Annotated in this window: 10 protein-coding genes and 1 tRNA gene; 6 read left to right on the forward strand and 5 right to left on the reverse strand. The window is 60.7% G+C overall.

From position 1 onward, the window contains the following. Window positions 1–1,203, reverse strand: coding sequence for a hypothetical protein (locus FHP24_RS08580; protein ID WP_139675495.1), 1,203 nt, complete (start codon window positions 1,201–1,203; stop codon window positions 1–3). A gap of 280 nt (window positions 1,204–1,483) precedes the next feature. Here FHP24_RS08580 and FHP24_RS08585 point away from each other — a divergent pair, with 280 nt between their 5' ends. Further along, window positions 1,484–2,470, forward strand: a complete 987-nt coding sequence (locus FHP24_RS08585; RefSeq protein ID WP_139675497.1) for an NAD(P)H-dependent flavin oxidoreductase — start codon at window positions 1,484–1,486, stop codon at window positions 2,468–2,470. Between the two features lie 86 nt (window positions 2,471–2,556). After that, window positions 2,557–2,632 (forward strand) — tRNA-Thr (locus FHP24_RS08590). A 58-nt stretch (window positions 2,633–2,690) separates the two neighbouring features. Here the strand turns inward: FHP24_RS08590 and FHP24_RS08595 are convergent. The 3 genes from FHP24_RS08595 to FHP24_RS08605 form a co-directional block, all read right to left on the reverse strand. Further along, window positions 2,691–4,508: a capsular polysaccharide export protein, LipB/KpsS family gene (locus FHP24_RS08595; RefSeq protein WP_139675499.1), complete on the reverse strand. Its 1,818-nt coding sequence runs from the start codon at window positions 4,506–4,508 to the stop codon at window positions 2,691–2,693. A 75-nt stretch (window positions 4,509–4,583) separates the two neighbouring features. Continuing rightward, entirely contained in the window at window positions 4,584–5,735 is a 1,152-nt protein-coding gene (locus FHP24_RS08600; protein WP_139675501.1) for a ceramide glucosyltransferase, read from the reverse strand. Between the two features lie 154 nt (window positions 5,736–5,889). Beyond that, window positions 5,890–7,005: an NAD(P)/FAD-dependent oxidoreductase gene (locus FHP24_RS08605; RefSeq protein ID WP_139675503.1), complete on the reverse strand. Its 1,116-nt coding sequence runs from the start codon at window positions 7,003–7,005 to the stop codon at window positions 5,890–5,892. Window positions 7,006–7,133: 128 nt separating this feature from the next. Here FHP24_RS08605 and FHP24_RS08610 point away from each other — a divergent pair, with 128 nt between their 5' ends. The 4 genes from FHP24_RS08610 to nadE all read left to right on the forward strand — a co-directional run bounded on the left by FHP24_RS08610 (window position 7,134) and on the right by nadE (window position 11,105). Continuing rightward, complete coding sequence (locus FHP24_RS08610) at window positions 7,134–8,087, forward strand: D-2-hydroxyacid dehydrogenase (RefSeq protein WP_180355933.1); 954 nt, start codon at window positions 7,134–7,136, stop codon at window positions 8,085–8,087. Between the two features lie 178 nt (window positions 8,088–8,265). Beyond that, window positions 8,266–8,526, forward strand: coding sequence for an acyl carrier protein (locus FHP24_RS08615; RefSeq protein WP_139675505.1), 261 nt, complete (start codon window positions 8,266–8,268; stop codon window positions 8,524–8,526). 15 nt (window positions 8,527–8,541) lie between these two features. Then, on the forward strand, window positions 8,542–10,110 hold the full coding sequence (locus tag FHP24_RS08620) for a class I adenylate-forming enzyme family protein (protein WP_139675507.1): 1,569 nt from the start codon (window positions 8,542–8,544) through the stop codon (window positions 10,108–10,110). Further along, window positions 10,107–11,105: an NAD(+) synthase gene (gene nadE / locus FHP24_RS08625; RefSeq protein WP_139675509.1), complete on the forward strand. Its 999-nt coding sequence runs from the start codon at window positions 10,107–10,109 to the stop codon at window positions 11,103–11,105. Before FHP24_RS08620 ends, nadE begins: the two co-directional genes overlap by 4 nt. Window positions 11,106–11,111: 6 nt before the next feature. Here the strand turns inward: nadE and FHP24_RS08630 are convergent, their stop codons facing one another. After that, on the reverse strand, window positions 11,112–12,221 hold the full coding sequence (locus tag FHP24_RS08630; protein ID WP_139675511.1) for a hypothetical protein: 1,110 nt from the start codon (window positions 12,219–12,221) through the stop codon (window positions 11,112–11,114). Window positions 12,222–12,292 lie beyond the last annotated feature (71 nt).

Genomic DNA, 12,292 nt, shown 5'->3' on the forward strand with positions numbered 1-12,292 from the left:
TCACTGACCCGGCAGAGCGCGGACGGAATAGATGAAGACCGGGCGATCGGTACCCTGAAGACCGCTGTTGACGAGAATGCGGCCGGGAGCGTTGGGCGCCATCGTGCGATCGAAACTGACTTTGAAGAGTGCGTCGAGCTTTTCCTGGGTTGCGGTAAAGCGATGGCGTGAGCACGTGCCGAGACTGCCGAAATCGCAGCGAACCGAAAGCTGTGACTGCTGATTGACCGCCGACTGGATGGTGAGGGCAAGTGTGGAGCTTTTGCCGGCCAGTTCGCGCAGGACCTCGACAGGGACTTCGATCGCGATATCTCCTGCGGCATTCGGCGTGGCGGAACTGATCCTGAGGGCTTGGCCTTCTGTCCCAGTCGCAATCTGGGCCTGGGCCTGAGAGCCTGCTCTGAAGACGGCCCCCTCTTTCGGTTCGAAGATCGCCGCCCATTCTTCCGAGAAGCCGCCACGCGACGAGAGCACCGACGGCCCCTGCCCAGAAGCGTTAAACGCTGCGGGGCGATTGGCGCTGCGCATCGCCTCATCGACGATCGACTGCACCATGCCAGACTGGTAGAAGATGAAGCAGCCCACCGCGACCACGCCAAGCGTGACGATCCAGGTTATCAGGTGGGACAAAAAGCCTCGTTTTTTGCGGCGCGCGCGGCCTGCAGGCGCATCAGGCGATGCCTTGCCCTTGCGACCTTTTCGTCCTTTAGCCTTGGTGTTCGGCGAGATCTCCTCGATAGCCGGAGCTTCCTGCACTACGGTCGAAACGGGTTCCGCCCCATAACCTGCCGGCGCGATTTTTGGAGCCACCGAGGGCGCTTCGGGATGGCTGCTCGCCGTAGATCCCGATCGTGTCACCCCACCCAGCGCGCCGGTATCGGTTGCGTAAGCAGGCGACGCACGAGAAGCGTCGAGAGGCACCGCGACGTCGGGAGCGGAGGGCGAGGCGCCCTGGCGAACGGGCGCATCAACTTCGATGAAAGGATCGACATCCGCCCCCAAAACAGGCTGGGCCGATTGCGCCAGACGATCGATCTCTTCGTTTTCGATTTCGCCGATCTTGTCTTCCAGGCGCTTTCGCTGCTGCATGATGACGAGGTTATCGGTAACGCCCTGCTTGCGCAGGCCGGCATCGAGCGCCTGACGGGCGGACTGATAGATCCGGGCGCGCACCTGGCCATCGCCGCGTTCGGCGCGATCCAAGGCATTTCTTATGGCTGTTTCCAGGCCGCTCACTGCCGGTCCTTCCGGTTCATTCCAACTCTCGGGCGCGATTTTCATCCCACCCGCGTTTTAACCTCTCGGTAACGTCTAAGACGCCGAACTGCAAGAAGGCGTCCCAACTCATCCCGGGATGAGACCGCCGAAACATGGTGGCAAATCCATGTCCATCGAGGCCACGTGACCAAATCACGCCGACTTCCCCCCGTGAAAATCATCTGATACACCATCTTACGTAAAGGTAATTCGGGAGGTTTCCTTCATGCTTCCAGCGGTCCTCAAGGACAGGCTGCGGCTGCCGGTCGTGGCATCGCCGCTCTTCATCATCTCGCATCCGGAACTGACGCTGGCGCAATGCAAGGCAGGCATCATCGGCTCCTTTCCGGCCCTGAATGCGAGGCCTGAAAGCCAGCTGGACGAGTGGCTGGCGCAGATTACGGAAGAGCTTGCGGCCCATGACGCAGCCAATCCCGGCAGGCCATCGGCGCCGTTTGCCGTCAACCAGATCGTCCACACGTCCAACAAGCGGCTGGAACACGATCTGATGATGTGCGTGAAATACAAGGTGCCGATCGTGATCTCATCGCTCGGCGCCGTAACGGAAGTGAACGCCGCCGTGCATTCCTATGGCGGGATCGTGCTGCATGACATCATCAACAACCGGCATGCGAATTCCGCCATCCGCAAGGGAGCGGACGGGTTGATCGCGGTCGCAACCGGTGCTGGTGGCCATGCGGGCACAGTGTCGCCCTTCGCGCTGGTGCAGGAAATCCGCCAATGGTTCGATGGGCCGCTGCTGCTGGCGGGCGCAATCGCCACCGGCGGTGGCATCCTCGCGGCACAGGCTATGGGCGCCGACATGGCCTATATCGGCTCGCCCTTCATCGCCACACACGAGGCCCGCGCGTCTGACGGCTACAAGCAGATGATCGTGGATTCGAATGCAGCTGACATTGTTTATTCCAATTATTTCACCGGCATTCACGGCAATTATCTGAAAGGCTCGATCGCGGCGATGGGGATGGATCCGAACGCATTGCCGGAGGCCGATCCGTCGAAAATGGATTTCGAAAAGGCGACAACCGGCGCCAAAGCCTGGAAAGAAATCTGGGGCGCCGGCCAAGGCGTGGGCGCAGTCAAGACAGTCTCATCGGTCGCTCAACTGGTCGATCGGCTGGACGGAGAATATCTGGCGGCCCGACAAAGGCTCGGCCTTCAAGCCGGCGGGGCTCCGTTCGGGGAAAAATGACAGGATCGCGAAAACCGGCTTGAAATCGGAATTGGTTGCCTGTATCAGCGCATCACTCGCAGATCGGCGCCCGTCGCCGCTGCCGGGCCGCTTTAGCTCAGGTGGTAGAGCACATCATTCGTAATGATGGGGTCGCAGGTTCGAGTCCTGCAAGCGGCACCATTTTCCACTTCCCTTTATCAGCTCCTGCACTTGCCGCCGAGAACGCTCGTTGCGGGCTTCAGTGTTTGATGCTTACGTTTGGGTCATCTGCCTGAATTGCCTTCAAGTGGCCGATTACCCGTGTTTCGATCTCGGTCGTTGCGCGATCCCTGTCGCGCAGGTCCACGGCATAACTGTTCCGCAACAGGTACCAGAACGTCCGCAGTTCATCCGGTGACAGTCTGGATTTGCCGGGAACGAACTGAGCTGAAAAGTCGCCGGGTTCTTTGCAGACGAAACAGCCTGCCATGTAGTCTGCACGGCCAAAAACAAAGACCGGCCTTTCGTGGAGCAGCGCTTCCGCACCGACGCCCGAATTGATGACGCATACCGCTTCTGCTTTGGGGATGATGGCGTGGATGCTCGAATAGACCTGGCGGACGGTGCTTTTGGAAACAAGTTCGCCAAGATAATGCGAGACCTCCGGGGTCGTGCATAGAGGATGCCGCTTGACGACAACCGACAGGCCTTGGGTCTCTGCGGTGTGGATGACTTCGTCCAACATTTCGAACAGGTTGAGATAGGCCAGTTGGCTGACGGCATCGCCGATCAGCTGCAGCGCCACGAAAATGAATTTTTCCGGCAGTTCCTCGACATCCGAGACATCCGCCTGCCGGTATTTCGAAAGATTGCCGCCGATGACGCGTTGCTTTTCCAGCTCGAAAAAGTCGCGAGCGGCCTGCGGAGACACATCAGCAGAGTGAAGTTCGGACAAGGTCATAGCGGAAATTTTCGACCAGCCCGCATAACCACGCCGATCGAAGCTGAACAGGGACGGCCTATCGGTCTCCTTGAAATGAAGGCCGAAATCCGTGTCGGAAACTGTGTGATAGGCAAAAAAAGGCGTGGGCAGGTTTAGCACCCCATGGGTCCGCAATCGGCTCCTGACCGAATAGGATATTCCGTGCTTGTCGAGAGCCTTGACGATGCCTGAGAGGACGAACCGTATGTCCGAGCGGAAGCCCGGATAATCAATCTTGTTTCGGCGAAAAGCTGCGGCTGGCAACAGGATGACGGGCAGAGCATTGACGGGTGCTTGTGTACCGGCGGCCCGAGCCAGAATGTCTTCATGGGCACGGCGGATCACGTGATGGTAGCCCGCGGTCTCATCTACGATGGATCGGAGTTCGACGGTTCGTTTTTGTGCCATCGTCGTCCCGGATACGCCGGGCGAGGAAAGGAAGTGCTGCGCACCGTCCAGGTCGAACAGGCTAAGCTTGGCGGTCACCACATCGCCCATGTGCTCCCGCGCCAGGGCTTTATCCTTTTCGATGTCTCCGAGTTGCGCGATCAGATGCCTGATGGCGCCGGCAAAAATATCTTCGCGATCACATGCTTCGGCGGAAAGGGCAGTCGATAGAGCCAGCGTCAGGTCGAGGTAATCCGGCTCCGCCTGCATGAATGCCAGCCCGTCTTCAGCCAACCGTTCATGGTAACGCAGCTGATCGGGGTCGTCCGTCTCGGCGGGGCGGTTCATACCCTCTTGCTGACGCACGGATGCAGCGCGCAACAGCGCGGCCGCGCCGGGAGATAGTCGTGGATCGTCGAGGATTTCGGTCAGACGTCGCGCTTGACCGGGCTCCACCACTCTGGCGATATAGGTGGATATGCCCCAGAAGGTGAGCTGTCTTTTCCGCATGTAAAGGACAAAGAGGTTTTCTGCCGCCTCAGGGCGGTTGGCATGGTATTCGATCAGCATCCGGCCTTCGAAGACGAGGGCTGACAACTTTCGCAAAGAAGCATGTGGCGGAATTACAAATGCGGCGGCGCCAAGCAGGATGCGCATGGTCCGCAGGTTTCGTCCTGCCCGCACCCTCTTTTCGATATTCCCGATCATCGCGCCTGCCTTGAGCCGTCAACGGACTGCGCCGAGGTATAGAGCGGTTCGAGACCAAATGGAAAGGTCGCGGCTTCAACGAGACGTTGACGCAGAACTCAGTTCGCTCGTCTCGGTGCCGATCGTCATCGTGTTGCCGCGCCAGTCGAACGAACCGCTCAGCCAGCTTCTGACCCAGATCGCCGGCGCCAGAACATCCCGCACCAGCATGGCCGGCAGGGTCCAGACGGAAAGCCGCCAGTTCTTTGTCCAGATCAAAGCGAGTTCAGGAAGATAGACAGCGGCAAGAACAGCAAGGGCGGCTGCCACAAACGATGTGTCGCCGGTCGGTAAGGCCACGGCAGCAAGCGCGAGCAAAAGTGGCGGCAGGCAACCGAGCAAAATCTCAGGCGCGAAGAAGGCCGGGAACGTGACCCTTCGCAGGCGCGCCCAGCGAGCCTGTCGCGACCAGATCTGGGCGAGTTCACGCCGGCCGAGCGGCTGTTCGAAGGGCGAGGAAACGAGATGGACCTTGCGGCCGAGGCGGCGCACAAGCTTGGTCGCGGCGGCATCCTCCGCGATCTCCGCACCAAGTGCGGCAATGCCGCCTTCGGCATCCAGCATCGGCTTGAACCACAACATGCTTTTGCCCTGGGCGAAACCAAGGCCGACGGCCTCGCCGGCATATTGCCAGCGCGCCTGCTGGGAATTGAGGAACGCGCATTCGACCTCGGCCCAGAAACCTTCCGGCCGCGAGCCGAGTGGGGTCGAGCAGACGAGACCGGTATTGGCGCGCCGCGCCGCCATCAGATGGGCGATGTAATCGCGCGGCATCAGTACGTTGGAATCGGCCAAGACGACCCAGTCGTTGACCGCGGCGCGCCAACCCTTGACGCAGTTGTTGAGTTTCGGATTGGCGCTGACGCGATCGTCACCAACGAGAAGGCTTGCCTTAACCTGGGGGTGCCGCTCCATGACGTCCTTCACAGACGGGATGACCGGGTCCCTTGCATCGGCAACGCAGAAGATCAGCTCGTAATCCGGCCAATCGAGATCGAACGCCCGTTCCAGCGTGAGGCTGGTGAAATTTTCGATGCCGCAGGCGGGGATGACGACGGAGACCGGCGGTTTTTCCGACAGTTCAGGTGCCGGCTGGCCGTTGCGGGAGAGGCGCCGGATTGCGACACCGATGCTGATACCGTTTGCGGCGATCAGCACGCCGGATGCGAGGCTAAGAAAAAGCGACATCAAGCAGTCTCCGTTGGGCCTCGATATGTCAGCGTCGGGAATCGCCTTCATACGGCGCGGCTCATCGGGCTTGGCGAAGGAGCCAAGCATGGACAGATGTCAGGCACATGACAGAGCTGGGGACGCCATGGGGCGACGCGATATACCCACCGCTTTATTCGGAGATCAGCCGCCAGACCTCGTCGGCAATTGCAAGCGACGAGGTAAGCCCTGGAGATTCGATGCCATAGAGCGCCACGTAACCCTGATGGCCGGTTAGCTGCGGCCCCTGGATGATGAAGTCGCCGCCACCGCCGCCTTCCGGCCCGACGGTCTTCGGCCGCACACCGGCATAGGCAGGCTGGAGAGACGCGTCCTTCAGATGCGGCCAGTATTTGCGGATCGCGGCGTAGAACTTTTCCGAGCGTGCCGGATCGACGTCATAATTCGGTGCATCCACCCATTCGACATCCGGTCCGAAGCGCGCCTGGCCGGCAAGATCGAGCGTCAGGTGGGTACCAAGACCGCCCGGCTCCGGCACCGGATAGATCAGACGGGTGGCGGGCGCCTTGCCGGACAGGGCGAAATAGTTGCCCTTGGCATAGGCACGGTGCGGGATTTTTGCCTCATCGAGCCCCGCCAGATTTTCGGAGACGGACCATGCCTCAAGGCCTGCCGAATTGATGACGAGCCGGGCTTTCGCATCGAAGGGATCGCCGCCGCCGACAGAGAGTAACAGACCTTCCGCCGTCAGTTCGCCGGATAGCACAGGGGAATTGACGACGACCGTGCCGCCATGCGCCTCGATATCGGCGATATAGGCATCCATCAGTCCGTGGCTGTCGATGATGCCGGTCGAGGGCGAGACGAGCGCCGCATGGCCTTCGATCTGCGGCTCGAGTGCGTGAAGTTCTGCAGCATCGATGAGGTAACAGTCATCGACCCCGTTGGCTGCGGCCTGTTTCAGCAGTTTTTCCAGATAGGCGACCTCGGCCGCACTGGAGGCGACAACAAGCTTGCCGCATTGCCGGTGCGGGACGTGGCGTTCGCGGCAATAAGCGTAAAGCGCCTCCCTGCCCTTGACGCAGAGTTCCGCCTTGCGGCTGCCTGTCGCATAATAAAGGCCGGCATGGATGACCTCGCTGTTGCGCGACGAGGTGATGCTGCCGGTCAGCGGCTCGCTTTCGAGGACGATGACCTCCCTGCCCGCAATCGCCAGCCGACGGGCGATCGCCAGGCCCACGACGCCACCACCGATCACGACGCAATCGAGGTCGAGAATTTCCCCCATGCAATTCCCCCTATCCTGATCCCCTTGGCTGCTCTTCGGGCTTTCAGGACGGCCCGAATATTGTAGGACTACATTCCTCAAACAGCCGCGTTTCGAAATCAAGCGGCAACTAATTTTCGGGAGGCGGTATGCTGAAGATTGTTTTCCTCGATCGCGACACGATCGGTCCGGCGGTCACGATCACCCGCCCGAGCTTTCCCCATGAATGGGTCGAATACGGCAAGACGCCGGAAGCCGAGGTCGCAGCCCGGATCCGCGATGCCGATATCGTCATCACCAACAAGGCGCCGGTGCGCGAAGCATCGATTGCCGCTGCGCCGAAGCTGAAGATGATCACGGTGGCGGCGACCGGTTATGACGTTATCGATCTCGCCTTTGCCAAGCAGCGCGGCATCGTGGTTTCGAATATCCGCGGTTATGCGGTCAATACCGTGCCGGAGCATACGTTTGCGCTGATCTTCGCGCTTCGACGCTCGATCGTCGGTTTCCGTGAGGATGTGATTGCCGGCGAATGGCAGCGCGCCAACCAGTTCTGCTTCTTCACCCACCCGATCCGCGATCTGGCCAATTCCACGATCGGCATTTTCGGAGGCGGAACCTTGGGCAAGTCAGTGGCCCGGATTGCCGAGGCGCTGGGCATGACGGTTCTGTTTGCCGGACGCAAGGGGGCAAGCGAGGTGACTGAGGGTTATACGCCATTCGAGACGGTGCTCGAGCAGGCGGACATCATCACCCTGCACATGCCGCTGAAACCGGAGACGCGCGATCTGATCGGGATCGACGAATTCCGCAAAATGAAAAAACATCCGCTGATCATCAATACCGCACGCGGCGGACTGGTGAACGAGGCGGATCTGGTGACGGCGCTGAACGAGGGACTGATCGGCGGCGCCGGGTTCGACGTGCTGACCAAGGAACCGCCGGCCGCGGACAATCCGCTGCTGACCGTGATCGACCGGCCGAATGTGATCCTCACCCCGCATGTCGCCTGGGCGAGCGACGAGGCGATGCAGGATCTCTGGGCCCAGGTCGTCGAGCATATCGAGAATTTCCAGAAGGGCACGCCTTCGAACGCTCTCTGATGTGGCCGGCTTTTGCATTCCATCACACCCAGAGCTGAGCGTTTTCGGGAATGTGTCAAAGTGGTAATTCAGGTTTAGCGAAAGATTCAGGTCTTTGCGGCAAGGTCAAACCATGGGTAATGGTGGCCGCGCGTGTTGAAATCGCTGGATGGGCCGCCCTCTGGGGAAGGTTTATTCGATGACTGAGAAGCTCAGCGCCGCCGTGCGGGAATTCATTGCGGAAAACTTTCTGTTCCGCGCCGATGCGGAACTCGATGACGACCAGTCTCTTTTGGAAAGCGGCGTGATCGATTCCACCGGCGTGCTCGAAGTCATCGCGTTTCTGGAGCAGACCTTCGGCATTTCCATCGCGGATGAAGACATCGTTCCGGAAAACCTCGACAGCATCAACAACATGACCCGCTATCTGGCATCGAAGCTGCCGGCTACGGCGGCCTGATCCGGCGGACCGGTCATGCGTATCGAGGATCATCTTCGCCAGAGCGCCGGCCGTTTCGGATCGAAAACGGCACTGATCGCCGGCGAGATCCATCTGTCTTATGTGGAACTGGACGGGCTGTCGGATCGACTGGCGGCCAGTCTGATTGCGCGAGGGATCGGTGCCGGTGACCGGGTTCTGATGATCGCCGAAAACTCTGCCGAGGCGGTGGTGGCGTTTTTCGCTGTGTGGAAAGCGGGCGCCGTGCCCTGCCCTCTGCATGCCACGATCAAGCAGGACAAGCTGCGCGCCATCATTGACAGCACGACGCCTTTTGCGATCTTCACGCAGGCCCGGTTCTTCGGCGTGGTGGGTGCCGCGTCGAGCGCTGCGGAATGCGCTCCTCTCAAAATTTTGTTCGGCACGACGCCGGTGAATGTCGTCGAAGGCTGGCTGACCTATGCGGCGATGGTCGCTCGCGACATCACCAATGAGCTGCCGCGACAGCCGGACGGTGAGGCGCTGGCTATTCTGATCCACACATCGGGCTCGACCGGCACGCCGAAGGGCGTGATGCATAGCCATGCCAGCTTGCTTGCCGCCTGCGGCTCGATCATCACCTATTTGGAAAACACAGACGACGACATCGTGCTGAGCGTTCTGCCCATCTCCTTCGGTTACGGCATCACGCAGATCCTGACCATGGTTATGGTCGGCGGCACTCTGGTGCTGGAGAAGAGTTTTGCCTTTCCGCGCAAGGTGCTTGCCCGGCTGGTGGAAACGAGAGCGACCGGCTTTCCGATCGTTCCCGCCATGGCGGCACTGATCGCCGGCATGCAGGATCTGGCGCCGAGTTTTCTGCCCGATTTGCGCTACATCACCAGCGCTGCCGCCGCCATGCCACCCTCCACCACGCAGCGCCTGCGCGAATTGTTGTCGGAAACCCGGCTTTTCCTGATGTACGGCCAGACGGAATGTATAAGAGCGAGCTACCTGCCTTCCGACGAGGCGGACCATCGGCCGCTTTCCGTCGGCCGCGCCATTCCGGGTGGTCACGCCTATGTGATCGATGAGGCGGACAATCCGGTGCCGCCCGGCGTGACCGGCGAACTGGTGGTCGAAGGCCCACATGTGATGACGGGTTACTGGCAGGACGATCCGGCAAGCGTGAACAAGGTCACTTCCGTCGACGGCGGCCGCCGGCTTTATACGGGCGACCTGTTTACGACCGACGAAGACGGCTTTCTCTATTTCGTCAGCCGGCGCGACGACATCATCAAGACGCGTGGTGAAAAGGTCAGCCCTCAGGAAGTGGAGCGGGTGCTTTACGCCCTGCCCGGCATTCGCGAGGCGGCCGTCGCGGGCGTCGACGACGCGGTCTTCGGTCAGTTGATCCGCGCCTACGTGGCGCTCGAGCCATCGGCCGAACTCTCCGAAAAAGAGATCCTGCGCCACTGCGCGCTCAACCTCGAAGACTACATGATGCCGAAGAGCGTGGAGTTTCGCGACGCGCTGCCGAAGACGAGCACCGGCAAGATCAGACTGACCGCTGACCCATCAATTTCCGAACCGCTCGGACCCGAAAGCAAGGAAAACGCTGCATGACCAACGTCCCCGCCGCACTGAAAAAGACTGCCGCGTTTTCCGCACACAGCCTCGTGCTCGACGCGGAAGCCGAGATCGGGCGTATCTGCGAATGGCTGCGCGCAACGGTGCTGAAGGACCTGCGCAAACGCGGTGCGGTGCTCGGCCTTTCCGGCGGCATCGATTCCAGCGTCACGGCAGCGCTCTGCGCCCGCGCGCTCGGAACGACCAAAGTGACCGGCGTGTTCATGCCGGAACATGACAGCGACCCGGACAGTTTGCGGCTCGGCAAGGCGCTGGCGGAAGCGGTCGGCATCGAAACCGTGCTGGAAGATATCGGCCCGTCGCTTGCCGCCCAGGGCTGTTATGCGCGCCGCGACGGTTTCATCCGCCAGGTCGTGCCGGAATTTTCTGACGGCTGGGGCTGCAAGGTGGTGCTGGAAAATGCATTGACCGGCCGGGGCTACAATATCTCCTGGCTGGTGGTCGCCAATCCGGCCGGAGAACAGAGCCGCCACCGCATGCCGCTCGACGTCTATCTCGGCATGATCGCCGCCGCCAACATGAAGCAGCGGACACGCAAGCAGATCGAATATTACCATGCCGACCGTTTGAACTTTGCGGTTGCCGGGACGCCGAACCGGCTGGAATACGACCAGGGCTTTTTCGTCAAGAACGGCGATGGCGCAGCCGATTTCAAGCCGATCGCGCATCTCTACAAGACCCAGGTCTATCAGCTGGCGGAAGCGCTCGGCGTGCCGGAAGAAATCCGCCGCCGTCCGCCGACGACCGACACCTGGTCTCTGCCACAGGGGCAGGACGAATATTATTTCTCGCTGCCTTACGACCGGATGGATCTCTGCCTCTACGCGCTGGATAACGGCATTTCCCGAGAGGAAACCGCCGATGCCGCGGCGTTGACGCCGGATCAGGTGGATGCCGTATGGCGCAATATCGCCTCGAAGCGGAAAGTGGCAGATTACCTGCATGCCCAGCCGACGACGATGCTGGACTAAAGGAACTCAGTCGAAATCGTCGCCGATCAGGCGCATCCAGTTTTCTCCCGCCAGACCGCTGATCAGGGCCTCTCCCGACCTGATCGGCTGAAGCAGGCTCTTGTCCTTGGCATGGGCAACGAAAAAAGCGCGGCCGTAAAACAGCGTCTTGCGGCTGATGAGTTCAGGCGTCAGCCATGGATGGCCGGCGCCGCGAATGGCCACGCAACCCGAGGCATCGGCATGGGCAAAAAGGTCATCCACCAGCTCGCCGGCGACGTTCGGGGCACAGACGGCCTGCAGCAGCCAGCCGATGCCGCCGGGGCGATGGTAATAGACGTAACAGCCGACCAGCTCACCATTGCGGGATTCGGCAATACGCCATGAGGGCTTGCCGAATTGGCGCTTTTCCTGCGCATGGTCCATGAACCAGTCCAGCGAAGCGCGGTCCCATTTCGGGCGCAGGGGGAAAAGTTCGGACAGCTTTAGCACCGCCTCGGCAAACTCTTCCCGCGATGCATCCCAGAAATTCACCCGTCCGGCGCCATGGATCGGCGGCGCGCGAAAACTCTTGACGCCCATGCGCTCGATCACGCCATCGGAAAGCGACGCCACGGGACGCAGGAACCGTGCGGCTTTCAACCCACGCTCTGCCACCTGGATGGCGGTCCCGGTCGGTCGTAGAATACGCAGCCAGTTGAGGCTGTAGGCGATATCCAGTGGCAGAGCGAGCTTCTGCCACATTCCGAGCGCCAGGGAATTGGCCGTTTCCGTCAGCGAAATATCCTGCGGTCCGGTAAGGAATGAACGCAACAGGCGCGCACCCGCAAGTGGGTTCTGTTCGTGCCGATCGACCATCATCGAGCCGGCATAGGCTGCGCGGATGGGACGGCCGTTTATCTCCAAGCGGGATGGAAAGACGCCGATAAAACCCTGCACACCGCCACTCTTGTCGATGAAAACCTTGGAGCGAATTTCCTCGTCATACCAGGGGTGGTCGAAAAACACCTCGCGCAGATACTGGATCATCGAGGGACGGACAGGCTGGGAATTGCGGAACGTCTTCTGGAACAGTTCAGCGACCGAGGGCAGATCCTCCCGCTCCAGATCGCGAACCCCGCCTGCCTTTTCCGCCATGACACCCATCCCCACCGGCCAAACCGCCACGGCGGGACCGTGCCAGAATAGGCTTAAGCAAACGAAAAGAG

It is taken from the genome of Aliirhizobium smilacinae (assembly GCF_006335145.1).
In the GTDB taxonomy this organism is placed as follows: domain Bacteria; phylum Pseudomonadota; class Alphaproteobacteria; order Rhizobiales; family Rhizobiaceae; genus Neorhizobium; species Neorhizobium smilacinae.

Coding starts and splice junctions, on each gene's coding strand:
- FHP24_RS08585 (WP_139675497.1), top strand. CDS start 1,484: ATGCTTCCAGCGGTCCTCAAGGACAGGCTGCGGCTGCCGGTCGTGGCA.
- FHP24_RS08595 (WP_139675499.1), bottom strand. CDS start 4,508: ATGATCGGGAATATCGAAAAGAGGGTGCGGGCAGGACGAAACCTGCGG.
- FHP24_RS08600 (WP_139675501.1), bottom strand. CDS start 5,735: ATGTCGCTTTTTCTTAGCCTCGCATCCGGCGTGCTGATCGCCGCAAAC.
- FHP24_RS08605 (WP_139675503.1), bottom strand. CDS start 7,005: ATGGGGGAAATTCTCGACCTCGATTGCGTCGTGATCGGTGGTGGCGTC.
- FHP24_RS08610 (WP_180355933.1), top strand. CDS start 7,134: ATGCTGAAGATTGTTTTCCTCGATCGCGACACGATCGGTCCGGCGGTC.
- FHP24_RS08615 (WP_139675505.1), top strand. CDS start 8,266: ATGACTGAGAAGCTCAGCGCCGCCGTGCGGGAATTCATTGCGGAAAAC.
- FHP24_RS08620 (WP_139675507.1), top strand. CDS start 8,542: ATGCGTATCGAGGATCATCTTCGCCAGAGCGCCGGCCGTTTCGGATCG.
- nadE (WP_139675509.1), top strand. CDS start 10,107: ATGACCAACGTCCCCGCCGCACTGAAAAAGACTGCCGCGTTTTCCGCA.
- FHP24_RS08630 (WP_139675511.1), bottom strand. CDS start 12,221: ATGGCGGAAAAGGCAGGCGGGGTTCGCGATCTGGAGCGGGAGGATCTG.